Below are 22482 nucleotides of genomic sequence, written 5' to 3' on the forward strand. Positions count from 1 at the left end.
AGAGCAGAAACCTGGAGAAATCTCCAGACTCACCAAAACCGCCACCACGGCTTAAGCTCCCGCTCCAAAGCCTTCCTCACCAAGTCGCTCACAGTAATCCCACGCCTCTCAGCCTCGGCCTTAACCCGCTCATAAAACCCAACCTCAACCCTCGCAGAGACGGTCTTAGTCCTCATCTCACTCACCCTCCCAAGCGTATTCCAAAGCTCGCATACCCATCGCCGAAAAAAGAAACACCAACGAGGCCGCCAAAGCGTCATGGTTGCCGGCACCAAGGATCCCAAGCACTGCCAAAGTTATCGACCCCACCGCCAGGACCCCCGAAAGAGGAAACCTCATACCCTCACCCCTTAGCTAACTTATCCAACCCCTCAAACTTTCCATTGTTAATCCGCTTCCACGCCTCAGCACGAGGAATACCCCGCAAGTCAAGCACCTGATTAATCCTTCTCCTGAGCTCTTCCACTCTCTTCTCAGCATCCTTCCGCTTCATCCGCTCCTCGCCGAGGAAAACAAAATAACCATCCCACTTGTGCAAAGCCTCCCTGAGTCTGTAATACTCCCTCGCCAGTTCAACCAAATCAACCCGCTCCAACTCCGAAATCAAATCCTCAGCCTTCATTCCTACAACCTCCATGGAGTCATCAACTACACCAGAAGCAAGACCAGCAAGCTTGGCCTCCAACTCACGGTATTTCTCCTCCCACTCACGAGCCTTCTCTAGAGCATCCGCAGTCTCACGCTCCAATCTTGCAATCTTCTGGTCTCTCAACTGTATCTCCCCTTTCAGCTCCTCAATCTCCTCTTTGAGTCTCGCGATCTCTCTTCGTAGGTCCTCATCTGAGAACATGATTAGATCATGGACTGCACGGCTTCTATTAGGATATAACCCACGCGCAACCATAGAGTCTAACTTGTGTATTGCATAAACTGGAAGTCTCACAGAGAGGGTAGAACTGTATCCGCTCTTAGCAGGTGCTGTTATTCCGAATTTCTCATAATCGTATACTGGTTTCCTCCCTGGCCTCCTTGGTTGCTTCCCTACCATACCGCACCGCCTCAGAACACATGCTGAATCAACCAGTCCTTGAACTCCTCATCAGTCAGCATCAAGAACGAGTCCTTATCCAGTCGAGCGAACGCGTCCCACTTGAGCCTCGATGACTTCACAATCTGCACTCTCGCCTTGAGCACGTCCGTCACATACCACAGGTTCCCCTCACGGTTCCAGATCACCCAATAATACGGGACTCCAAGCCTCTCCGCAATGGCCTTGGTTACCAAATACTGGGACTCCCTAAAGAGGAAGTACCCGTTCAGATAATCCACCTGACTCTTGGCCTTAAGCTCAAGGAGCGCCTGGAGCTTCCGCGAAGCGTAATCGTAAATCACCGAGTCCACGTCAAACGCTCCGAGTCGCCAGTAATCCACCTCCCGCTGTGCACTCCTCAGAACGCTGGAGAATTTACTTCTCACTCTCGCCTCCAACACCTGGTTTTCCAGGTAGTCAAACGCCTTTTCAGGGTCGCATTCCTTATACATCGTCTTCCTGTTCCCACGCCTCGGCCACCGCTCCTTACTCATGAAAACCACCTTCCCAAAATCTTGGCCACCTCATCTTCAAGAGAAAGAAACGAAAGCCTCACAGGCACCGGATTGAGAATAAAAATCGAAGCGAACGGCCAGCCGTACTCACCCATTTCCTCTAAGGCCTTGGACTCCGCATGCTCAAGGTCAGGCTCGAGGTAAATACCGAGAGCATCACCTTCAAGGTTCATGACTTCCCTCCTGTCCCTGCCAAAAATGACGTAGTAAATCATCCCAGGATCACCCCTTCAGGAAAGCTCTCCCTCACAAGCCTGAGCGCATCGGCCGGCACGTAGAGGACGAGCTTTATCTTCTCGCCTTCCAGTTCAATGTTGGCCACTTGAACAGGAATCAGGGTTCTTAATTCATCCACCTTCTCCAGAGCCTGGCTGAACTCCTTGAGCCTCTCAAGTTCAAAATAAGTGATTAATAGCGGCATCATTCATCACCTTCAATCTTCTCATACCCAATAACTTCACCATCAGCATCCTTCTTCGGGATGAAGGCTCCGAGGAAAATCGCGTCATCGTCCGGGAAAACTACGGGTTGTCTTTTCTTGCGGGAGACTCCGAGGTACATTGTGACTTCTTCAATGTCCTCAATGCAGTACCCGAGGTCTCTCATGATGAGCACCACCAGATCCCCGCCGGATTTCACTCCCGCGAGTGCCTTGAACCTGAATGTCTTGCCGTCCTTGGTCCTGACTTCCCAGCCGTTCCAGTACCTGACGGGGAGCATCACGACTCTCCCCTTATGGCTGTATAATCGATCCCAGAAACCTGGAACTCAAGCTCAGGATAAGCCTCGTAAAACTCCTTCTCCTCCTTCATTTTCTCGAATATCTCTGGTGGATTGCTCTTAATGAAAAGCTCGATGTGGCTGTCGCTCCAATCCCTGAGCCTCCTGGCGATTTCAGCCGGGTAACCCATCTTCCTGAGCCTCTGGTAAATCTCCCTGCGCTCCTCCTTAGTGCGCAGTTCCTTATACCAGATCGTAGGCATCATTCATCACCCCACCACTTTCATCAGGCCGTTGAGGGTGGCCTGTTTTACTGGCCTGGGAAAATAGGCTCTCAACTCGTTCCTCAGCTCGTCCCCGTGAAGGACTTGGAGTAATGAGATCTCTGCGTTCTCGATGATGCCTTGCTGGTAGGCTAAGGCGAGTTCCATGACCCGTGCTCTTGCTCCTGGCTGGAGTTCTCCCTTCTCTGCTCTCATGGCGTTCCAGAGCCAGAATGTAACCACTGCGTCCTCAAAGGAATTGTCAAGGAGGAGGTACTCCTCATCGCCAACGCGAGCGTAGAACTTCTTCATGCTCTCACCCTCCCGTAAAACCTGCGGACTGAGAAGCTCGAAAAAGGAAAGCTCTGCTTCACCATGAAGCGCGCCATTTCCTCGGCCTCTTCCTGCGTCTTGGCAAAAATGACGAACTTCCTGCTGACACTCCCGGTAATCGTGACGAGCCAGGGTTTGACTACCGGAGGACGGCCGCGCTTCCTCATGCTCTCACCCTCTTTACGGACACGGCTGCCTGAATTCCCCAGCGTCCTCATCCCAGCACCCAGTTTCAGGCTCTCGCTCTCCCTCAACCCTCTCCAGAAGCTTCAAGCTCCCACGCCAGGCGTCAACCTTCCCGTCCCTGATGTAAATCCAGCCAAGCTGCTCAGCGCCGGGGAGGAGAGTAATGAGCTTCTCGAACTCCTCAAGGTTCTTAATGTCATATTCCCACGGGTGGCCGTCGGCCTCCTTAGTCCAGACCTCCAGGATCAGGCCATTCTCACCCTCACGATTCACGTCCACGCGGATCGTCGTGACGTTCTCAAGGTTGTGGACGTTCACAAAACCCCCCACAGAGTCCTCAACAATCAGCCAGGCGCTCATGCTCCAACCCCCTTCAAGGCCTTCAGAACAAGCTTCACCTGATCCTTCTCCAGCCACCTGAACTCGTACCCCGTGTCAGTCTTCACCAGAGCGCGCTTCCTTGCCACGTTCACAGAAACCAACTCTCCCCGCTTTATTCCCAAGTCCGAGGCTGTAATCCCAGCCTCCTCCAGCACCCGAGCCTTCAACACCTGCATTTTCAACCCTCCCTTTCGAGTTTCTCCAGGTAGTACTCCGGGGAGACAAGCCAGCCACCCCGGTCAAAAACGAAATCCACTTCGCGGAGCTTCCTTCTCGCCGCTTCCACGTCCCGTTTCGCCAGCTCAAACAACTCAGACTCGGAGAGGAGACGCATCGCTCTCACTCTCCCTCAAAACGAATAGACCGAATAATCACATCAACCTCCAAAACAACCCGAACCCGAGCACCATCACTCAGAACAAGACTAACTGAAGGCCTTTCCCCGTCCTCAGAAACTTCTTCCTCGCCGTCCCCTTCCTCGTCCTCTTCGTCTTCCCCGCCATCATCGTAGTGATTATTTCGGAATTGGGATTTTATCTTCCATTCTAATTCCTCAGCTTCTTCAATCACAGCATTGGCATATTCTTCATCTTCGAGGATACGTATAGCCTCGTCATAAATCTCTTCTCTGAGTTTGAATCCGCCATTGCAATTTTCCACTAAATATGAGAGAAGATGTTGGTTGTATCCGTAAACGGTTCCCTCTGCATAGCCATATTTTTCGCGTAGGTAGTTCTCAAGTGCATTCCAAGTTGTAGGTTTGTTGCCATTGTAAACAAAGAATAGGACAGACCTTGCCGTCACGAGTGTTGAGGATTTAACGTAGCCAACTGTCCAGTGGCTGTTGAATCTTTTCTGGCGCAATACCTCTCTAAAAACCAAAGAGCGCAAGGCTTTCACTGTAGTCCCCCCAATGTCGGGGAAATCTATCCATTCTTTCCACTCCATTTTGGCATCACCACGTCGAACTATATCGAAAAAACGTCGTTTTTGATACATAAAAAGTTTGCCGTCAGTAATTCGACATAATTTATACGATTTAAGTCGTTTTTTCGACATAACTTACACAATGCTTATAAGAATGTCGTATTTAAGACAAAATAGAGAGATATAACGGTGATAAGCATGCCGAGGCCTAAAAAGATAGATTATACAAAACTAAAGTTTGAGCCGTTGAATGTGGAACTAAAGCTTAGAATAGGAAAAGAGGGGAGGATTATAATCCCAGGTCCAATAAGAGACATGTATGGACTCGACGAGGGAAAAGCAGTCCTGATTAAAATACTTGGAGTGGCTGAGATTACTAAAGATGCTTACAAGGACTCAAAATCCGCTAAGGGGAAGTGAGTTTTAGGCCGGATGAGATTTGAGGTCGATTTTGTTTCTTTTTTGTAATACACATTTTTCTGTGGGTGGAGTGCATTGAGAATTGATTTAGTTTTGTATTACATTGTTCAATTTTGTGTTATTTATATTATATTTTTAATTTTGTATTACCTAATACTAACTAACTATTGGCATGTTCCTTTCCTGGCTTGAATGGTGTAATACAAAATATTCTCATGTGCTTGTTTTTGTACTGCAGAAAGCTAAGTTTGTAGTGTGGCCTCAATCGGGACCTCTCAACTGAGAACTAATTTTGTGTTACATTTTAGAATTTTGTATGTTCTATATTACAAAATTAAAATCATAATATGTTATTTGTTTGTTAGTTATTCGTTGACTTCAACTCTGATTTTGTATTACAAAATCTCACTCTTGCGAATTTTGTAATACAAAAAAGGATCTGTTCTCACTGTCCCCTGCAAATCAATGTTTTCTCTCTTTGGCGGGGGTTGGGGTTGTACCAGTGGAGTGAGGCTTGGCTCCTCGCGTGGGGGTTTTATTGTTTTTTGTTTAGGTACATTGCGATGAGTGCGAGGAGGAGGAATATTGCGACGAGTGCCGCGAAGTCGCGTTCTTCTTCGGCGATTTTCTTCTCTTTTTCAAGGATTTCTATGAGTTCTTGAGCTTCTTCGGGGGTGAGTGTTCCTTTTTGGAGTTTTTCGGTTAGTTCTCTTCGTCTTTGGACTTCTTCGGGTGTTAGTTTGCTCATTGTTCTCGGCCTCCTTGAATTTGTCTTTTCTCGAAGTCTGCAAGTTCTTTTTGGATCAGGGTCACGAGTTGTTGGGGTAGGTCTTGAAGGTTTTGTTCTACTCTGGCGGTTCTTTCTTTTAGGTCTCTTATGTCTTGGTCTATGTCTTTGAGGTGTTGGTCTATGGTGTCAAAGCGCTTTTCGATGTTGTCGAAGCGTTTTTCAAAGTCGGTGTTTATTTTGTTTTCCGCTACTCCAATCCTGCTGTATATGTTCATTAGGAGTTGGAGGAAGTGTATTGTGACTCCGACTGTTACGCCTGCCACTATGTACCCGACCCAGTACTCAAGGCTCATTAGGTTCACCAAGGTTGTTTAAGATGGACTTTCTAAAAAAGTTGTTTCTCGTAAGGCTTGACTCCTCGCGTGTGGGGTTTCTTTTTCTTCCGTTAGGTTTTTGGTGGATATCGGATAGTTCTGGTCTTTTATGGCCATTTTTGGCCAGTTAATTTTTTAGCTATTATATAGTATATACCTCTTGATGAGTATGGAGCAGACTAAGGTTGTATCTAAAGATCTGGACAATTGGGGTGTTGCGTTCGGGACGTTGGGTAAGGTTATTCTGTACTTTCTGTGGAGCACGATCTTGACATTTATAGTCACGCTCCCAGCTTTAGGGGTTCTCTACCTCGTAGGTGTCCCTCGGGAGTTTTATGTCACGGCCTTCGTGGGTTATGTGGTGTTTAACTTCTCGGTGACTCTAAAGAAGCTCTGGGAGATTAAGAAGGCTATTGAAGAGTCCGGAGCGTCGGTGAGGGTGTTGTTCTTAGTTGCGTTCTTAGTTCTAAATGTTATCTTCGTAGTTTACCCTGTTATTAGCTGGTTTGTGACTCGGTGGGTGGGTCTGGAGATTGCAGTGTGGATGCCGTTCTTCCTGATGTGGTGGGAGGTTAGTGTAATCTCTGGGAAGAATGAGGTCTTGAAGTATTTTACCGTTACTTGGCTCTTGGTGCTGGTGCTTAAGGCAGTTGATAAAGTGCTGAGGGTCTCTGCAAAGGCAGAGATGCGGACTGCGATGTCTCCAGTAGCAGTTATAATTACCATACTTGTTGCATTTATTAGGAAATGAGGGGATTGCTTGGCGAGTACCAGCACCGGGATTTCCAGTATGACCCTAAAAATGTCAATAGGGACATTGTTTCCGCATATTTGTGGATACCAACTATTGTGACCACGCTATAGACAAAGACGGTGAGAAACAATCCCAACATGACTTCCACAGTGTGCTTCTTAGCGTTCTTTTTGTTCATCTCTTTTTCATATTCCTGGGTTGCAGGATCAAAAGGATTATAATCTCTAAGTCTATCCTCTTGGTGAGGACTCATGGCAGATTAACCCCCGAGTTTGTGTTTTCTTTAATTTCTTACATGGAGTTACCCTTTTAAGTTTAATGTGAGAAATGGTTGGATATTTCGTCATCTGTCGTTCCAGGCGTCGCAGTCCTGGTCGAGATCTGGAAAGGACCAGAGCAAAAAGAAGACAGGAGAAGGCTTTTTTAGTGCACATAAAAGAGCATCACGACAGGCGTCGATTGATGGCTGTTCAGTTCGGAAGGTTTTTAGGCCAAAAATTTATAAACATAATTGGGGGTTTTCGTCATGGTAAAATCGTTTGGTGTGTCCGGACACTCCCAAGCGGGGGAGGAGGAGCAGGCCGGAGCGCGGAAGCGGAGGCGTCCGAGGCGCCTTTCACCGCGTCTGCACATCACGCTACCTCCGGAAGTGTACAGGAAGGCCAAGGAGCGCTGGGATAACGTGAGCCGAGTGGTCGCGAGCCTGCTTGAGGTGGCTTTGTCTGAGGATTTGACGGTTGAGGAGGTCGTGACGGCTGTAACGCTCCTTCGCAGGGGAGTGCTGGTCGTTGGGGAGCGCCGGGGTAGCCTAGCCTGGGAAGGCGCGGGACTCGAGATCCCGTGGGCGTCCGCCCACCAGGGTTCAAATCCCTGCCCCGGCGCCAAACTGCCGAGCCCGGGAGGGTCTCATTCCCTTCTTATTGAATCTTGGTAGCTCCTCTGGCAGGGATGGGAAAGAAAAGAGCTTCAGGTGGTTATGTACGCACCATCTTTCTCCACTATAACAGTGTGCTCGAACTGGCTCACCAGGCCGCCGCGAACTTCCCTGAGTATCTGGTAGCTGTATATCGCCCCCACCCTGTCCAGCTGGGCCAGGGCCAGTTTCAGCTGACCCTCCGGCATGAATCCCTGGAGCCAGCGGTAGGCGAAGGGAAGGCCGTTGTACTCCTTCTTTATGTGCATGAGCAGTCTCCTTGCCTGGGCCATCCTCACGGGCCTGTCGCGGACGTGCATGAATATGAGCGCGGGTGGAACCTCTATAACCTGTCCCGCCCCCGTGGTCGCGAAGGGCTCTATCGCAATGACGTCCCCCTCCTTGAGGACATAGCTGTCCGCGGGGCGATGGATGTTCGGTATGCTTATGCCCGAGTGAAGCTTGTAGCGCTCTATCTTGTGCCCGCTGAGGTTGACTATCGGGTTGAAGCCATAGCCCCTTATTGTTTCCTCGATGGCCTTTCCAATCTCGCTGATTTTGACCCCCGCACGTATCACGCTGATGGCGTTTTCAAGGGCCTCCTTTGATGCCGCCATCAGGTCATCCTCTTCCATTCCCACCCTGAACGTCACTGCCGTGTCGGCTATGTAGCCGTTAACGTGGACGCCTATGTCCACCTTGAGGTAGTCCCCCTCCTTCAGGGTGCTCTCATCACCTTTGTAGGGGGTATAATGAGCCGCGATTTCGTTTATTGAGAGGTTACAGGGAAAGGCCGGTTTTCCTCCAAGTTCCACTATGCGCCTTTCCACGAACTCCGCGATGTCGTAGAGCCTTACCCCTGGTTTTATCATGTCCGCGACTTCCTTCTTCACCTGCCTTGCTATCTCTCCCGCCTTTATGAGGGCGTCTCTCTCCTCCACTTTCTATCACCGGGATAAAAAGGCAGTATTTCCCCTTAAACCTTTCCACTCCGGGAAAAACCTTTTATTTAGTGCAGACCCTACCTCTACGGTGGGCCCATGCTAGAGCTCAGGAAGTACATTAACATCTCGGACGACATCTTTGTGGTTAAGAATCTCATCGGGGCTATCCTTCAGGGTGTAGGGCTGGCGTACCTCTTTCCGGTGCTTATTGTGTGGTTCTACCCCGATGAAATAAGATACGTGATTTACTTCGCCCTCCCTGGCGTCTTCTCGATCCTCCTTGGAGCGTGGCTCGCGAGGCACATGGGAAAGGTGGAGGACGTAAACCTCCGGCAGGCCATGGTCTCTGCCGCCTTTACGTGGCTCTTCGCCTCGCTCATCAGCGTCATACCCTTCATTTACATAGCCAAGATGTCCTTCGTGGACTCGTACTTCGAGAGCATGAGCGCTTGGACCGGAACGGGCCTCACCATGATGAGCAACCTGGAGAGCTACCCCCATATAATCCTCTTCTGGCGCTCCTGGATGCAGTGGCTCGGTGGAATAGGCATCGTGCTCGTCGCGCTAACGGTCTTAATCCGTCCCGGCGTTGCCGCCGCGAGACTCTACCGCGCCGAGGCGAGGAGCGAGAGAATACTTCCCAACCTGGTCAACACATCGAAGGTAATCTTCCAGATATACCTGGTTCTGACCCTTGTTGGTGTGTACCTCTACTACATCAACGGTATGCCTTTATTTGACGCGGTCATACACTCCATGACCGGCCTTGGCACGGGTGGTATGAGCAGCCATGACCTGAGCATTGGCTATTTCAACAGTACCTCGATAGAGGCCGTCACGATATTCCTGATGATAATGGGTGCCGTAAACTTCACGGTTCACTACCGCCTCTTCAAGGACAGGCACCTCAAGCCCTTCTTCGAGGACGTTCAGGTCAAGTACATGTTCATCTTTCTGCTGCCGGCGATAGCGGTTATAGCCCTCAGCCTCACTCGGGTGGGGGACGCCATCGGCGATGCCCTGAGGCAGGCGGTATTCCACTCCGTTTCGGCCATAACCTGTACCGGATTTGGAATCGCCGACCTGAGCAAGTATCCGGAGCTGGGCAAGTTTATCCTCGGGATTCTAATGGTGATAGGTGGAGGCGCCGGAAGTACCGCGGGTGGTATAAAGCTCATCCGTGTCATATTGATGTACGAGAGCCTGAAGTGGACCCTCCAGAGTGCCATCCTGCCCAAGGGTGCCGTTATCAAGAGGAAGGTTGGCAACTACATATTCAGCGAGGAGGACATCCAGGAGGTCATGAGCTTCACCATGACGTACTTTGCGTTCCTGCTCATAGGCACCCTCTACACGATGCTCCGTCTCGGGACAAGCCTCACGGACTCGTTCTTTGAGGTCGCATCCGCCCAGGGCAACGTCGGGCTCAGCGTGGGCATAACCTCTCCGACCTTGCCCATCGATGTGAAGGTACTGCTAATACTCCACATGTGGATAGGAAGGCTGGAGATATTCTCGACCCTCGTCTTCATAATAAGCGTGTTCTTCCTGGCCCCGAGGATGGTGAGCAGGAGATGAAGGTTATCAGCGTGGAGAACCTCAGCTTCAAGTACCGGAGGGCCGGTGAATACTCACTGAGGGACGTCAGCTTTGACGTCAGAGAGGGAGAGCTTCTGGGGATAATCGGACCGAGCGGAAGCGGAAAATCGACGCTCTGTCTGACCCTCAACGGCATAATTCCCCACTCGATAAAGGGAGAATTCTCGGGCGATGTGGTGGTGAGTGATCCCAGAACCGGCGAGGAATACAACACTAGGGAAACACCCGTCTCGAAGCTCTCCACGGTTGTTGGCCTTGTTCTCCAGAACCCGGAGAGCCAGCTCTTCAACATGACGGTCGAGGAGGAGATAGCCTTTGGCCTCGAAAACCTCGGATTCGAAAGGAACGAGATACTGAGGCGCCTCCGCTGGGCGCTGGAGGTAACCGGGCTGAGGGGTCTTGAGCGGGAATTTCCCCCCAACCTCAGCGGCGGTCAGCAGCAGAGGCTTGCCATAGCCGCTGTTCTGGCCATGGAGCCTGCGGTTCTGGTCCTTGATGAGCCAACGTCCCAGCTGGACCCCGTTGGGAGGAAGGAGGTTCTGGGGTTGATATCTCTCCTCCGGAAGGAGCACGGAATGACGGTGGTTCTAGTCGAGCACCACACGGACTACATACTCCGCTTTGCCGACAGGGTTCTCGTTATGGACAGGGGGGAGATAGTCCTTGAGGGCACTCCGCGGGAGCTTGCGGAGGAGGTCGAAACGTTGAAGAAGCTAGGGATAAAACTGCCTCCAAGCCTTGAAATCTCCCACGAGCTTAGGAAGCGGGGAGTTGTCAAAACCCCCGCCCTTACTGAGGAGGAGCTTCTCTCCGGGATAGGACATCTTTGAGGCTGAGCGACTGGCCGAGGAGGGAGTGTTTGAGGTCGTAGAGCTTAAGCATGACTTCAAACCTCGCCTCGGGGTCTTCTATACCTTCCGCGATTCTGAACGCCGCCTCCAGTATTTTGAGCGCCTCATCCCTGTTCCTCTCCCCCTCTATCTCGGCCAGGTAGTAGAGTGCCATCGCCCTGTGGAATGGGCTGGAAATGTGTTCGATTATGAGCCTGGCCTTTTCAACGTCCCCCGCGCGGTAGAACATTTCGGCCAGATGAACCAGCACAACGTCCAGCTTCTCGGGTTCGCGAACCATCTTCATAGCGTAGCCGGCTTTTTTGAGGAGGCCGGAGTTTATGAGCTCCATCAGGATATCTCTGATTATGTCGGCGCTGTTTCTGGCGAGGTTTATTGCGGTTCTCAGGGCTATGTCTCCGTTGAGCTCATCGTTGAGAAGATAGAACAGAACCGCCAAATCCCCCAGGAGTAGCGCCCTGTAACGTGGATTGAGAAGGGAGTTGACAGTTGGTATGAGTTCCTTCACCCTCTCTTTCATCCGCTCCAGCTCGTCCAGTTCTCCCTTCTCCCTGGCCTCCTGAAGCCTCTCGCGTATTGACCGCAGGAGCATCCTGAGGGCAAGGAACAAGTTGGACTCGCTCCCAAGTTCGCCTGTGAGCTCAATGGCGTTGTCTATCTCACCCATCCTGAGAGCATTTTCAATATCCTCGAGCACCTCAAGCTCCGATTTCTTCTTCCTTTCGCTCAGGGACCTGAAGAACTCATCCAGCTTCCCCATGGTTCACCTCCCTTTGGAGCATCAGCTCCAGATACGAACGCCTCTCGAACCTTTTGACTCCCAGGGACTCCAGGATTTCCCGGAGTATCTTCACGGTCTCCTCAACCACCTCCTCTCCCTCGGCCAGCGCCTCAATCTCTATGAACTTTCCGAGGCCGTTAACTTCGTCGAGGTCTATTATGATGCCCTTGTCAACGTAGTACTTTTCCCGGGTCTTTTCTATCGTGAGAACCTCCTCAAAGCCCAGGCTTTCCAGGATCTCAAGGTGTTTGTCCGGGTCGCTTATCGGGACTTCTATTTCCTTCCTGGTCTTTGAGTTCTCGTCTATTTTTGGTCCCTTATACGTTATGAAAGCCTCAAAATGTCCGTTGAAGCGCTTTATCCTTATCCTCAGCGCCTCGTCGGTTTCGGCGAAGTCCCGGCAGGGGTGGCGGAAGTACGTGTCCTCATGGTATTCGGTCCTTATCAGCTTAAATTTCTCCCGAACCCTTTCAAAGACCCCGTCGTCTGCGTACCCCTTAACCTCTATCTCTATCATGGTTCCGCCCCCAGGTTTTTCCTAAGCTTTTTCAGACAGGTGGGGCAGTAAAGGGCGTCTTTAATATCCGTTTCGATGATGGAGTTCGAGAAGTGCATTACGCACCTCTCGTTGGGACAGTGCTGGAGGCCAAAGACGTGGCCCAGCTCGTGCATTGCTTCCTTGATAGTCCGCTCCGTGTAGAGCCTCTCGTCCGGAGCATCCCCATAGAACTCAGGTCTCAGCCTGAACGTGGAGACGACGGCCGTCCGGAGTCCCGCGTGGGCGATGCCGAAGATGAAGTTCATGCCCTCCTCATACAGGTCAAGCCGGGTTATCCCCAGCACCGCACGTGCTCTCCTCTTTTTGCCGATACCATGGAGCACCGGAAGGAACGTCCTCCCAATGTACTGGTGTCTCAGGGGATCATACGCCCCCAGGAATTCCTCTTCCGGAAGGACGTCTGCCCTCTCGACGGAAAAACCGAACCTGGAGTAGTATGAATCAACAAATCCTGCAACTGCCCTTATGATATATTTCTCAATGGTCCCGATGGGTACCAGGAGTATCGTTCGGGTGAGCGGTGGGAAGTCCTCTCCCAGTTCGGTGTTCACGCCCCACATCAATATCTACTTCGCGGCAGAAGAAATAAACCTTTCCCGGGAAGAAAGGGAAGGAAAAATTTCAAGGACTGGGGCCGTTCACGGGGTTAGTTCCATCTCGCGGAGATCCTCAAGGAAGTGCTTGGCGAGTTTAATCGTCATGTCGATGTCCCTGAGGTCTGCGGTCTCAACCTGGCTGTGCATGTAGCGTATGGGCACGCTGAGGACCGCGGTGGCGACACCCTCGCGGTTGATCTGCATGATGTTGGCATCTGTGCCTGTTGGCCTTGGGGAGGCCTCGACCTGGAGTGGAATGTCGTACTTCTTGGCGACTTCATCTGCGAATGCCCTAACCTTCGGGTTGATGTTCGGCCCGACGTCCATGACCGGCCCGCCGCCGAGCTTTGGCACTATCTTGCCCTTGTCGCCGACCTGCTTGGCGAAGGTGACGTCCATTGCTATACCTATTTCCGGGTTGATCGCGTAGGAGGCCACGCGGGCACCGCGGAGGCCTACCTCCTCCTGGACGGAGGCGACGAAGTATATGTCAGCCTCATGGTTCTCAACCGCCCTTGCGGTCTCTATCATGGTGTAGAGACAGACCCTGTCGTCGAGGTAGGGCGTCGCAATCCTGTTCTCGGTGAGCTGAACGAAGGCGGGGGCAAATTCGCCGACGGTTCCAACCCTGAAGCCCATCTCCTCCGCTTCCTCCCTGCTGTCCGCCCCGACGTCCACAACGATGGTGTCCCAGTCGGCCGCTTTCTTCCTGTCCTCCGGCTTCTGGAGGTGGGGTGGGATGTGGCCAACCACGCCAAAGCGCTCGCCCTTTTCGGTGAAGAACCTTATTCTCTGCGCCACAAGAGTCCTCGGGTCAACACCGCCGACGCGGACTATGTGGAGGTAACCCTCCTTGTCGATGTGGTTCACCATGACGCCTATCTTGTCCATGTGTGCCGCCACCATAACCCTTGGCCCGGTGCCCTTTTTGTGGGCGATGACGTTGCCGAGCTTGTCAACGTAAATCTCGTCGACGTAGTCCATCAGGGCCTCGATAACGACATCCCTTATTCCAAGGAACTCGTACCCGGAAACTCCAGGGGCCTCGACGACCTTCTTAAGCAGTTCTATGTCCACCATGGCTTTCGCCTCCTTTAGATTACCATCTGAATGTGTTCGCCCGTGTTAATAAGGTTTGCGAAAGAAAAGACCGGGGAGGTCAGCCCAGGATGACCTGCAGGTAGGCCTCCTCCTCGGGCTCAAGGTGCTCTATCTCCCACACTATGAGTCCGTCTTTGATCTCTGCCCTTCCCTTGGTGGCTTTGACCTCTATTGCACTGACACCCTTCTCGAACCTGAATCCGTCCATGCCTCTGAGCTTTGGCGCTCTAACTTTGACGAAGTAGTACCTGTCCAGCATCTCCTCCTGGATTACCGGCCTGAAGAAGGCAGCGTATGAGGTTCCAGCTAACAGAACCCCTGCTATCAGCAGTATCGCCGCCAGCGGGCCGTAGTTCTTTGGGGGCTTAGCCGGGGTCGTCGTTGTGGTGGTTGGTGGAGTTGTGGTGGTCGTTGGGGTAGGCGTTGGCTTAGCCGGGGGGGTCGCCTTCACGCTGGTTTCTCCCCCCATGTATCTGCTGCTCTCCGCGCGGAGCATTATGGTTCCGTAGCCAGTTTTTTCCAGGTCTATCTCGGCGATACCGGATGAGTTCGTTGCAGAGTAGTCCTTTCCGAGGGGCCCTGAGGCGGTGACCGTTATATTCGGAACCGGCTTCCCGGTTGAATCCACAACCTTCACCAGGAGGGTCCCGTTTTCCTGAGTGGCGCTCAAAAAGAGCTTTCTGACCTCGACGAAGGTCGTCACTATCCTTCCATCAAGATTCAGAACGACCTCGTAGGTTCCCGGCTTCTCCACAAGGTACGAGACCGTTCCACCGTCGTCTGTCTTGAAGGGTATCCCGTTTATCCTGACCGTGATGTCCGGCACTCCCTGGCCGTTCTCGTCGTAAACGTGGACGTATATTGCCCCGTCCTTGAAGTACGCATCGTACCTCAGGTTTCTCTGGTAGACCCTGAACGTTGCAGTCTTGCTCTTGAACCTTCCGCTGAAGTTGGCCCAGAAGTATACCGAGTAGTCACCGACCCTGGGGGTCGTTAGTTTTAGCTCCTTGACCCAGCTCTCCCCGGGTCTGAGGTATATGGTCGTGGCGAACGTTTCCAGAACGGTTCCATCGCGTGAGAGGGTGTACCCAAGTCTTCCTATGATGACCCCGTTCGCCTGCGATGTTATCTTGAGCAGTGCTGTAACGTTGCTGCCGTAGGTGTACTCATCGTTGACGTCTATCCTCAGGGCGTAGTCCACGAGGGTCTTCACGCTGATCGTTACCTGCGCCTCCGAGTAGCTTGAGCCCGCTCTGGCCACGATGGTCAGGTTGTACCTTCCAGGGTCGAGGTTGAGCAGCTTGACCGATATCGTATCCTGGATTGTGCCATTCGGTTCAATGGGCTCCCTGATCACCTTGCTGCCGTAGAGGAAGCCCTCTGCAGGGCCAGTAACGTACACGGTGACGTTTGATAAGGTCTGGTTTCCCAGATTTCTGAGCTGGAAGGGGATTATTATCGTATCGCCCGGAACTCCGGTGAAACTGCCGTTGAGAGGGACGATTACGAGCGGTGACTGGGCGCTCACCCCCGGGAGAAAAATCGGAATCAGCAGGATTATCAGCAGTGTGGCCTTAAACTTCACCCTTTACCACCCCTTCGAGGGACCTCTGCCTCCCGATAACTTCGTCGAAGGTGAGATAGTTCTTTGTTTGCAGGCTAACCTTATAGTTTTTGCCGCTTTTTTCAAGGGTCTCCGGGAGGAAGAAACGCCAGCCGTTGTTTATGAACTTGACCGCAACAACCGGCTTTGCGCCGAACTTTCCTGCAAAGGAGACGAGCTTCTCATAATCCTCGCTGCTGAAGTAGAGCTTTTCCTCCCGTGTACTTTTCACCTCTATGCAGAGATGGACTTTCCCGTTGCCGGCCACGATATCCACCTTCTTGCTTCCGGCGGAACGCACCACCGCGAAACCGGCCTTTTCGAGCATCTTTATAAGCTCCCTCTCCGCGCTGGCACCCCTTCTGTACTTCATTGCACTCCCTCATCCTATATTGCCCGGTTAGGTTTATAAGCTATGTCGAGGAGTTAAGGCCGGTGATGGACATGGCGATTTACGAGTTGGCCGGAAAGACTCCTAAAATTCACGAGACCGCTTTCATCGATGAGACTGCCTCGGTCATAGGCGATGTCGTTCTTGAGGCGAAGACGAGCGTCTGGCCGTCGGCGGTCCTGAGGGGAGATATAGAGCAGATTTACGTGGGCGAAGGCTCGAACATTCAGGATAACGTCAGCGTACATACCTCCCACGGACAGCCGACGATAATAGGCAAGTACGTCACCATAGGTCACAACGCAGTCGTTCACGGTGCTAAAATAGGGGACTACACCATCATCGGTATGGGGGCCGTCATACTCGATGGCGCGAAGATAGGCAAGCACGTCGTCATCGGCGCTGGAGCGCTCGTTCCTCCCGGCAAGGAGATACCGGACTACAGCCTGGTCGTCGGCGTTCCCGGCAAAGTCGTCAGGCAGCTCAGCGAGGAGGAAATCGAGTGGACGAAGAAGAACGCCGAGATTTACATCGAGCTGGCCGAGATGCACCTCTCCGGCAGGAAAAAGATTGAGTGATGGGCATGATTTCCCGTCTTGTTTCCCACGTTCCCCACATTTTATTCAAGCCCGTTTACGATATCTACGAGGGCTACCTTCTGGACAGGGTTAAGTCCGGGAGGATTCCAAAGCACGTGGCCATAATAATGGACGGGAACCGGAGATGGGCGCGGAAGCTGGAGAAGCCCCCATGGTACGGCCACCTCTTCGGTTCCCGGAAGCTTGAGGAGATACTCGAGTGGTGTCGTGAGCTGGGCATAAGAACGCTCACCGTTTACGCCTTCTCCACCGAGAACTTCAAGAGAACCCCCGAGGAGGTAAACGCCCTCATGAACCTATTCGAGGAGAAGTTCAGGGAGCTCCTTGAGGACGAGAGGGTTCACAAGTACGGAATTCGGGTAAACGTCCTTGGGAGAAAGGAACTCCTTCCCGAAAACGTCAGGGAAGCCGCCGAGGAAGCGGAGAAGGCCACGAGGAAGTATAGCAACTACACTCTCAACATAGCCCTCGCCTACGGGGGAAGGAGCGAGATAGCCGATGCCGTGCGGGACATCGTGAGGGACGCCCTGGCCGGTAGGATAAAGCCGGAGGATGTTGATGAGGAGCTCATAAAGGAGTACCTGTACTATCCGAACATGCCCGACCCGGACATAGTCATAAGGACAGGTGGTGAGGAGAGGATAAGCAACTTCCTTCTGTATCAAATCGCCTACAGCGAGCTCTTCTTTGTTGACGTTTACTTCCCCGAGTTCAGGAAGATAGACTTCCTCAGGATTATTCGCGAGTACCAGAAGAGGCAGAGACGCTTCGGGAGGTAGCGTTTCTCCATTGTGGCCCTCCTCATCCAGAAAGACCCTTTTTAAAATTTTCCGCTAAAGCTTATTAACATTGGGCACGATTTCCTCACGGTGGTGATTAATGGCCTACGGTGAGCTGAGTCCGAGGATCAAGAAGGTCTATGCCCAGGTGAGATACCTAGACGATTATCACTGGGAGATAACCGGCGGGAGGATCATTGGGGTTCACAAGAAGAGCAACGTCAGGGTTACCATCGAGGTGGCCGACAACAGGGAGCACGCTGAGAAACTGGCCGAAAACGGTGGTGGCGAGGGGATCAGGATAATTGCCATACCCGACAAGAGCGTCTTCTTTGTCCACAACGGGGTTTTCATACTCACCTACCGCTATCTCAAGGCAACGCTCGCGGACATAAACGACCACATAGTCTGGAGCGGGTTCAAGGTGATCGAGGACGGGGACGGCTTGATTCAGGAGGACTTCTACGAGTACCTCGGCGGGGCGTTCATAAACCACATCAAGAACAACATGCTCGCTGGTCAGGACTACGTATTCTGGCAGTTCTACAGGTGCAAGGAGTGCGGAAAGTACGTTGACGTCGAGAGCCTTGAGAGGCATCTTAAGGGGCACGGGATAAAGCACCACGAGCAGAGTGAAGAGCGCTACGAGGTCTTCGAGATAAACTTCAGGGACGGCAAAATCTACGACAAGTACGGTAAGGAGGTTCCCCTTAGGGAGTTCAGCGAGGAGGCGAAGGATTTCCTCGACGAGATAATGGCGGGTATGAAGGGAACATGAGGTGCTTTACGATGCTCTTCCCCTCAACTTTATGGGGGGAAGGCGGATGGAGATGAACGTCATTGACCTCTTTCGGGAGGAATACCTTCCCGGTTCCACCGTCAGCATTATCTACGACGCCTATTCTTCCGCGTGGAAGATACCCTTCCTTCTTCTCAGGCATGCGGTTGAGAACGGTCATGTTGGGATAATCTCCAACTATGTGGGCCCCATCAGGTCGTTCATAAGGAAAGCGAGCACAGTTGGCTTTGACATGGAAAAGGCCCTTAGGAATGGCGATGTGGTGGTTATAGACCTCTTTGGAACGAGATACGGGTCAAGGGAGTCCATCCCAAACGTCTTCTACCTGGACAAAGTAGAGCCGGAGACCCTCAATCCAAAGATAGACCGCATATACAACATCTACCTGAGGGAACTCGTTCAGGACAGGCCGGTTTTTCGCTTGGTTTACACTCTGGATGGTGTTTCGTTGCTTCTCGGGGAGGACAGTACTCTGAAGCTCCTCAACCAGACCCTCGCGTCCAGAACCCGCCAGCTTCCCGACTCAATACTGGTGCTGGCCCTCAACAGGGACGTCGTCTCGACCCGATTTGTGGCGTGGGTCTCGGGGATAAGCGACTACGTAATCCTTGCCAAGTCATGGCTGGAAGAAACGGGGCTCAAGGAGGCACTGTATCTGATATCCGCGCCTTACGAGGACTTTGAGCCGGAGATGTACTCATTCCGCGTTACAAAGGGAAAGGGAATGGAAAAGCTGAGGGTAAGAAAAATCAGCCCCTGAACTTGGGCCTCTTTGACAGGAGAAGTGGAAGGGGCCTCGGCTTGTACGGGAATCCCTCGGTCTGGCTCCTTATCTCCCTTATTAGGTCTTCGAGCTGCATCTCGACTTGCTTCCCGTCGCTCCTTCTTCTGACGGTTATCGTGTTCTGCTCCTTCTCGTTCCTGCCGACGACGATGACGTACGGTATCCACTCCTTCTCCGCCTTCCTTATCTTCTTGTTGAGCCTGTCTCCGGTGTCGTCAACGTCGACACGAATCTTCGCACCCTCTAACTTTCCTGCAACGTAGAGCGCGTAGTCGAGAACCTCGTCGCTGACCGGGATTACCCTTACCTGTATCGGACTGAGCCAGAGCGGGAACATTGGCTTTACGCCCTTGGCCTGCAGTTTGGCCTGCTTCTCAAGGACAGCGTACATGACGCGCTCAATTGCCCCGCTCGGAGAGCAGTGGAGTATGAGCGGGTATCTCTCCCTGCCTTCCTCGTCGTAGTAGGTTATTCCAAAGCGCTCGGCGTTCTCGACGTCGATCTGGACGGTGCTGAGCGCTGCCGCCTTGTCGAGGTTGTCCACAAAGTTGAACTCGAACTTGAGGATGAAGTAGAAGAACCTCTGCTTCCACATTTCTATGAGGACGGGCTTGCCTATAATCCTGGCCAGCTCAACCACGAAGTCCCTGTTCTCGTTCCAGAAGTCCTCCGTAAAGCGTATGGCAACCTCGTAGTCGTCCGGGGTAAGGCCAACGCCGCGGAGAACCTCCATGCTGAGCTTGTACTGCTTCTTGAACTCGTCCATGGCCTGCTTGAGGTCTTTAGCTACCGTGTGCATATCGGGCATCGTGAAGGCCCTGAGCCTCCTGAGACCTGAAAGTTCACCGCTCTTCTCTCTCCTGAAGGAGTAGCGGGTAAGCTCGTACATCCTGAGCGGTAAGTGCCTGTAGCTTATCGTGGCGTCCTTCTTGATGAGGAACTGGCCGAAGCACGCAGCAAAGCGGAGGAAGAACTTCTTGTCCCCGCTCTTGACGACGTACTGTCTGGCCGGGAAGCGGTTGAGGTATTTCTCAAGTGCCGGGTGCTCGAAGTCGTACATAATCGGGGTCTCGACTTCCATGGCACCGTACTCGACGACCTTCTCGGTGACGTACTGTTCGAGCAGTCCCTTGATGAGCCTGCCCTTCGGATAGTACCTGAGGTTTCCGGGGTCGCTTCCGGGCTCGTAGTCGACCAGCTCGTGGTCGAGCATTATCCTGACGTGAGGAGGCTCCCTGTCGGCTATCCTGCTCTTGCTTATCTCGTAGTTGGCGAACTTCCTGAGGTTCTCGTGCCCGGTGAAGTCGAACTTGTCGACCTCGATGAGCTCCCCCTCTGGAGTGAGTATGTACCAGTAGCTTACAAGTTCCTCCTCCCTCTTTAGGGCCTCCGGAACTTCCTCTGCCTTTACCTCCCCAGTTGGAACTATCGTCCTGCTTAGCTCAGCGAGCGGGTGTCCCTTGCAGCTCAGCTTGAATGCCTTGTAGTAGCCGAAGGGGGCGCGCTTGACCTCGAAGCCCTCCTCCTTAAGATTCTCCTCGATCTTTCTGAGGACTTCAAGGGCCACGTCCGGCTTTGCCAGCTCGCTGCTGAGGTGCGCGAAGGGATATACAAAGACCCTGCTGACCTTGATCTGGCCGGCGACGTCTTTAATCTCGGTGAGAGCCTTTTCAACGACCTCTTCCGGGTTGGTTTCGTCGGCCTTCTCAACGCTTATGAATACAGCCAGAACCTCGTCGAGTCTGCCTTTCTTATCCTCACTTTTTATCGGCTCGGGATTCTTAAGGGCCTTGTCTTTCACCTCGTATTCCAAATAGTCGCTGTGTATCAGAAGCATTCTCATCCTTAACCACCACCATAGGCTCAATAGGAATTACTAAAACTTTTCCCCCGTCCTTTATAAATTCTCCCCAGATGGCAAAGGCTTAAAAAATCCTCGCGGGAACTTCCATGGAGGTGGAAGAATGGATGAAAAGAAAGGCGTGAAAAACGGCGACCTGGTTCTTCCGGGAGACTATCTCGGGGTTATCGAGGAGTACTTTCCCGGTGAGGGCGTTAAGGAGGATAACGGGGAACTCTATGCCATCAGGGCAGGTAGGGTGAAGATAGATCAGGACAGGATGGAAATCAGCGTTGAACCCGTGACCGACACACCGCCCCTTCCGCAGGTTGGAGACATAGTCATAGCCAAGGTCATAGAGGTCAAGCCCCAGGCGGCAATAGTCCAGCTCGTTAAAATAGAGGGGAGGAACGACAGGGAGATAGCCACATCAAAGCTCGCCGGAATCCACATCTCCCAGGTGAGGGAGGGCTACGTGGAGGGAATGTCCAACGAATTCAAGATCGGCGACATCTTAAGGGCCAGGGTTATAGCAAACGAGAAGAGCCCCATACAGCTCTCCACCAAGGGCCATGACCTGGGCGTTATCTATGCCCTCTGTTCCAGGTGCAGGGCACCTTTAGTCCGGCGCGGTGACAGGCTCATCTGCCCCCGTTGCGGTCACGTTGAGACGAGGAAGCTGTCTTCCTTCTACAGAAAACTGAAGGTGTAAGCATGGCGAGGGCGAAGAAGGTAATAACCATCCACGTCCGCGACGACAGGGAAAAGCAGGAGTTCCTCAGGGAGCTCCAGAGGCTTCGCCTTCCGGCGTTCATTTACGTCCATGCCAAGCTCAATGACCTCAAGATAAACGTCCAGGGAACGAAGGACGACATCAGGGAGGCGATCCGCAAGATAAGGGAGATACACAGCCGCGTCAGGGCAAAACTGTACCCAGACAGGCGCGGCCTCTACCGCTACACGATAGACGACCTCCTGAGGGAAGTCGGGGCGAGCGTCTCGACTCCAATCCTCGTAAAGACCCTGGAACTGCTCGGCGAAACAGTTGAACTGAAGGAAGGCGTGCTGATAACGTCCATGCCGTGGGAAGAGTTGGTTTCCCTGACCGGAACCCTGGGGGAGTACCTCTCGGACATCTCCCTCCAGACCACCAGACAGATAAGGGAGGTCATCCTACCCGTGGCGGTTCTCAAAAACCTCGACCCCATGGAGGTCATAGACCTGCTCATTGAGCTCAACCTTGCCGAGTGGAAGGAGGATAAGTTTAAATACGAACTGGTGAAGAACAAGGAGCAGGCGCTGGAGATACTGCTCAAGCACTTAGAGGGTGAGGAAAATGAAGATTGAGGTCATCAAGCGTGAGGAAAACGTCCTTGAGTTCTACCTTGAGGGGGAGGATCACACCTTCGCCAACCTGCTCAACGAGGTGCTCCACGAGAACAAGCACGTGACCTTCGCGGGCTACACCATCGAGCACCCGGTGCTCATGGCCAGGAAGCCGAAGTTCAGGATCGTCACCGACGGCAAGGTAACGCCGGAGAAGGCCCTTGAGGAGGCGGCCCAAAAGATATTCGACAGGGCCAGGGCGGTTCTGGATGCCTGGAAGGCCGCCATAAGTGAGTGAGCCCCTTCTCCCCTTTTCCGTTCCCC

At 52.7% G+C, this 22482-nt stretch carries 34 protein-coding genes and 1 tRNA gene; 12 read left to right on the forward strand and 23 right to left on the reverse strand.

Features of this window, described 5'->3' with window-relative positions; genetic code table 11:
* Positions 1–29 precede the first annotated feature (29 nt).
* The 13 genes from F7C11_RS06135 to F7C11_RS06195 all read right to left on the reverse strand — a co-directional run bounded on the left by F7C11_RS06135 (position 30) and on the right by F7C11_RS06195 (position 4436).
* A complete protein-coding gene (locus F7C11_RS06135; protein WP_297091975.1) occupies positions 30–176 on the reverse strand; it encodes a ribbon-helix-helix protein, CopG family in 147 nt (48 codons plus the stop codon).
* A gap of 167 nt (positions 177–343) precedes the next feature.
* A complete protein-coding gene (locus tag F7C11_RS06140; RefSeq protein ID WP_297091977.1) occupies positions 344–1048 on the reverse strand; it encodes a hypothetical protein in 705 nt (234 codons plus the stop codon).
* Between the two features lie 11 nt (positions 1049–1059).
* Positions 1060–1584, reverse strand: coding sequence for a hypothetical protein (locus F7C11_RS06145; protein WP_297091979.1), 525 nt, complete (start codon positions 1582–1584; stop codon positions 1060–1062).
* Positions 1581–1820, reverse strand: coding sequence for a hypothetical protein (locus F7C11_RS06150; protein WP_297091982.1), 240 nt, complete (start codon positions 1818–1820; stop codon positions 1581–1583). The genes F7C11_RS06145 and F7C11_RS06150 overlap by 4 nt, the downstream gene beginning before the upstream one ends.
* Positions 1817–2026, reverse strand: a complete 210-nt coding sequence (locus tag F7C11_RS06155; RefSeq protein ID WP_297091984.1) for a hypothetical protein — start codon at positions 2024–2026, stop codon at positions 1817–1819. The genes F7C11_RS06150 and F7C11_RS06155 overlap by 4 nt, the downstream gene beginning before the upstream one ends.
* On the reverse strand, positions 2026–2325 hold the full coding sequence (locus tag F7C11_RS06160) for a hypothetical protein (protein WP_297091986.1): 300 nt from the start codon (positions 2323–2325) through the stop codon (positions 2026–2028). The genes F7C11_RS06155 and F7C11_RS06160 overlap by 1 nt, the downstream gene beginning before the upstream one ends.
* On the reverse strand, positions 2325–2588 hold the full coding sequence (locus tag F7C11_RS06165) for a hypothetical protein (protein ID WP_297091988.1): 264 nt from the start codon (positions 2586–2588) through the stop codon (positions 2325–2327). The genes F7C11_RS06160 and F7C11_RS06165 overlap by 1 nt, the downstream gene beginning before the upstream one ends.
* Before the next feature lie 6 nt (positions 2589–2594).
* Complete coding sequence (locus F7C11_RS06170; protein ID WP_297091990.1) at positions 2595–2900, reverse strand: hypothetical protein; 306 nt, start codon at positions 2898–2900, stop codon at positions 2595–2597.
* The gene (locus tag F7C11_RS06175; protein ID WP_297091992.1) at positions 2897–3088 is read right to left on the reverse strand and encodes a hypothetical protein; all 192 of its coding nucleotides are present in this window, start codon (positions 3086–3088) and stop codon (positions 2897–2899) included. Before F7C11_RS06175 ends, F7C11_RS06170 begins: the two co-directional genes overlap by 4 nt.
* 13 nt (positions 3089–3101) lie before the next feature.
* Complete coding sequence (locus F7C11_RS06180; protein WP_297091994.1) at positions 3102–3467, reverse strand: hypothetical protein; 366 nt, start codon at positions 3465–3467, stop codon at positions 3102–3104.
* On the reverse strand, positions 3464–3655 hold the full coding sequence (locus tag F7C11_RS06185; RefSeq protein WP_297091996.1) for a hypothetical protein: 192 nt from the start codon (positions 3653–3655) through the stop codon (positions 3464–3466). The genes F7C11_RS06180 and F7C11_RS06185 overlap by 4 nt, the downstream gene beginning before the upstream one ends.
* An 11-nt stretch (positions 3656–3666) precedes the next feature.
* Positions 3667–3822 (reverse strand): hypothetical protein, encoded by a 156-nt coding sequence (locus tag F7C11_RS06190; protein ID WP_297091998.1) that lies wholly within the window; start codon positions 3820–3822, stop codon positions 3667–3669.
* Positions 3823–3827: 5 nt separating this feature from the next.
* Positions 3828–4436, reverse strand: a complete 609-nt coding sequence (locus F7C11_RS06195) for a hypothetical protein (RefSeq protein WP_297092000.1) — start codon at positions 4434–4436, stop codon at positions 3828–3830.
* 177 nt (positions 4437–4613) lie between these two features.
* Here F7C11_RS06195 and F7C11_RS06200 point away from each other — a divergent pair, with 177 nt between their 5' ends.
* Positions 4614–4835 carry a hypothetical protein gene (locus F7C11_RS06200; RefSeq protein ID WP_297092002.1) on the forward strand — a complete coding sequence of 74 codons (222 nt, stop codon included), beginning with the start codon at positions 4614–4616 and terminating at the stop codon, positions 4833–4835.
* Positions 4836–5370: 535 nt separating this feature from the next.
* Here F7C11_RS06200 and F7C11_RS06205 read toward each other — a convergent pair.
* Together F7C11_RS06205 and F7C11_RS06210 are read right to left on the reverse strand one after the other, a co-directional pair.
* Positions 5371–5583 (reverse strand): hypothetical protein, encoded by a 213-nt coding sequence (locus tag F7C11_RS06205; RefSeq protein WP_297092004.1) that lies wholly within the window; start codon positions 5581–5583, stop codon positions 5371–5373.
* Positions 5580–5927 carry a hypothetical protein gene (locus tag F7C11_RS06210; protein WP_297092006.1) on the reverse strand — a complete coding sequence of 116 codons (348 nt, stop codon included), beginning with the start codon at positions 5925–5927 and terminating at the stop codon, positions 5580–5582. The genes F7C11_RS06205 and F7C11_RS06210 overlap by 4 nt, the downstream gene beginning before the upstream one ends.
* Positions 5928–6102: 175 nt before the next feature.
* Between F7C11_RS06210 and F7C11_RS06215 the strand changes: the two genes are divergently transcribed.
* The gene (locus tag F7C11_RS06215; protein ID WP_297092007.1) at positions 6103–6690 is read left to right on the forward strand and encodes a hypothetical protein; all 588 of its coding nucleotides are present in this window, start codon (positions 6103–6105) and stop codon (positions 6688–6690) included.
* A gap of 800 nt (positions 6691–7490) precedes the next feature.
* A tRNA-Ser gene (locus tag F7C11_RS06220) sits at positions 7491–7577 on the forward strand.
* A gap of 82 nt (positions 7578–7659) precedes the next feature.
* Here the strand turns inward: F7C11_RS06220 and map are convergent.
* On the reverse strand, positions 7660–8547 hold the full coding sequence (map, locus tag F7C11_RS06225; protein WP_297068984.1) for a type II methionyl aminopeptidase: 888 nt from the start codon (positions 8545–8547) through the stop codon (positions 7660–7662).
* 99 nt (positions 8548–8646) lie between these two features.
* On the opposite strand from map, the gene F7C11_RS06230 reads away from it, so the two are divergent.
* The gene (locus tag F7C11_RS06230; RefSeq protein ID WP_297092009.1) at positions 8647–10128 is read left to right on the forward strand and encodes a TrkH family potassium uptake protein; all 1482 of its coding nucleotides are present in this window, start codon (positions 8647–8649) and stop codon (positions 10126–10128) included.
* The gene (locus tag F7C11_RS06235; protein ID WP_297092011.1) at positions 10125–10979 is read left to right on the forward strand and encodes an ATP-binding cassette domain-containing protein; all 855 of its coding nucleotides are present in this window, start codon (positions 10125–10127) and stop codon (positions 10977–10979) included. Before F7C11_RS06230 ends, F7C11_RS06235 begins: the two co-directional genes overlap by 4 nt.
* On the opposite strand, the gene F7C11_RS06240 is transcribed toward F7C11_RS06235, so the two are convergent.
* The 6 genes from F7C11_RS06240 to hjc form a co-directional block, all read right to left on the reverse strand.
* Positions 10939–11760: a hypothetical protein gene (locus F7C11_RS06240; protein ID WP_297092013.1), complete on the reverse strand. Its 822-nt coding sequence runs from the start codon at positions 11758–11760 to the stop codon at positions 10939–10941. The two genes, F7C11_RS06235 and F7C11_RS06240, sit on opposite strands and share 41 nt — an antisense overlap.
* On the reverse strand, positions 11744–12298 hold the full coding sequence (gene cyaB / locus F7C11_RS06245; protein ID WP_297092015.1) for a class IV adenylate cyclase: 555 nt from the start codon (positions 12296–12298) through the stop codon (positions 11744–11746). Before cyaB ends, F7C11_RS06240 begins: the two co-directional genes overlap by 17 nt.
* Positions 12295–12900, reverse strand: a complete 606-nt coding sequence (locus F7C11_RS06250) for an archaemetzincin family Zn-dependent metalloprotease (protein ID WP_297092019.1) — start codon at positions 12898–12900, stop codon at positions 12295–12297. The genes cyaB and F7C11_RS06250 overlap by 4 nt, the downstream gene beginning before the upstream one ends.
* Before the next feature lie 78 nt (positions 12901–12978).
* Complete coding sequence (locus tag F7C11_RS06255; RefSeq protein WP_297092021.1) at positions 12979–14016, reverse strand: lysyl aminopeptidase; 1038 nt, start codon at positions 14014–14016, stop codon at positions 12979–12981.
* Positions 14017–14095: 79 nt separating this feature from the next.
* On the reverse strand, positions 14096–15622 hold the full coding sequence (locus F7C11_RS06260; RefSeq protein ID WP_297092023.1) for a hypothetical protein: 1527 nt from the start codon (positions 15620–15622) through the stop codon (positions 14096–14098).
* Entirely contained in the window at positions 15612–16013 is a 402-nt protein-coding gene (gene hjc / locus F7C11_RS06265; RefSeq protein ID WP_297092025.1) for a Holliday junction resolvase Hjc, read from the reverse strand. The genes F7C11_RS06260 and hjc overlap by 11 nt, the downstream gene beginning before the upstream one ends.
* 71 nt (positions 16014–16084) lie before the next feature.
* Here hjc and F7C11_RS06270 point away from each other — a divergent pair, with 71 nt between their 5' ends.
* The 4 genes from F7C11_RS06270 to F7C11_RS06285 all read left to right on the forward strand — a co-directional run bounded on the left by F7C11_RS06270 (position 16085) and on the right by F7C11_RS06285 (position 18968).
* Positions 16085–16609 carry a gamma carbonic anhydrase family protein gene (locus F7C11_RS06270; protein ID WP_297092283.1) on the forward strand — a complete coding sequence of 175 codons (525 nt, stop codon included), beginning with the start codon at positions 16085–16087 and terminating at the stop codon, positions 16607–16609.
* 5 nt (positions 16610–16614) lie between these two features.
* Positions 16615–17409: a polyprenyl diphosphate synthase gene (gene uppS / locus F7C11_RS06275; protein ID WP_297092285.1), complete on the forward strand. Its 795-nt coding sequence runs from the start codon at positions 16615–16617 to the stop codon at positions 17407–17409.
* 100 nt (positions 17410–17509) lie between these two features.
* Complete coding sequence (locus F7C11_RS06280) at positions 17510–18187, forward strand: TBP-interacting protein (RefSeq protein WP_297092027.1); 678 nt, start codon at positions 17510–17512, stop codon at positions 18185–18187.
* Positions 18188–18233: 46 nt separating this feature from the next.
* Positions 18234–18968, forward strand: coding sequence for a hypothetical protein (locus F7C11_RS06285; RefSeq protein WP_297092029.1), 735 nt, complete (start codon positions 18234–18236; stop codon positions 18966–18968).
* Here F7C11_RS06285 and F7C11_RS06290 read toward each other — a convergent pair.
* On the reverse strand, positions 18958–20835 hold the full coding sequence (locus F7C11_RS06290) for a threonine--tRNA ligase (RefSeq protein ID WP_297092031.1): 1878 nt from the start codon (positions 20833–20835) through the stop codon (positions 18958–18960). The genes F7C11_RS06285 and F7C11_RS06290 overlap by 11 nt on opposite strands.
* Before the next feature lie 121 nt (positions 20836–20956).
* Here F7C11_RS06290 and F7C11_RS06295 point away from each other — a divergent pair, with 121 nt between their 5' ends.
* The 3 genes from F7C11_RS06295 to F7C11_RS06305 are packed head-to-tail and all read left to right on the forward strand — an operon-like array spanning position 20957 to position 22456.
* The gene (locus tag F7C11_RS06295; protein WP_297092033.1) at positions 20957–21544 is read left to right on the forward strand and encodes an exosome complex RNA-binding protein Csl4; all 588 of its coding nucleotides are present in this window, start codon (positions 20957–20959) and stop codon (positions 21542–21544) included.
* Between the two features lie 2 nt (positions 21545–21546).
* Positions 21547–22179, forward strand: coding sequence for a DUF2067 family protein (locus tag F7C11_RS06300; protein WP_297092035.1), 633 nt, complete (start codon positions 21547–21549; stop codon positions 22177–22179).
* On the forward strand, positions 22169–22456 hold the full coding sequence (locus tag F7C11_RS06305; RefSeq protein WP_088180109.1) for a DNA-directed RNA polymerase subunit L: 288 nt from the start codon (positions 22169–22171) through the stop codon (positions 22454–22456). The genes F7C11_RS06300 and F7C11_RS06305 overlap by 11 nt, the downstream gene beginning before the upstream one ends.
* Positions 22457–22482 lie beyond the last annotated feature (26 nt).

This window comes from Thermococcus sp., from assembly GCF_015521605.1.
GTDB lineage: Archaea > Methanobacteriota_B > Thermococci > Thermococcales > Thermococcaceae > Thermococcus.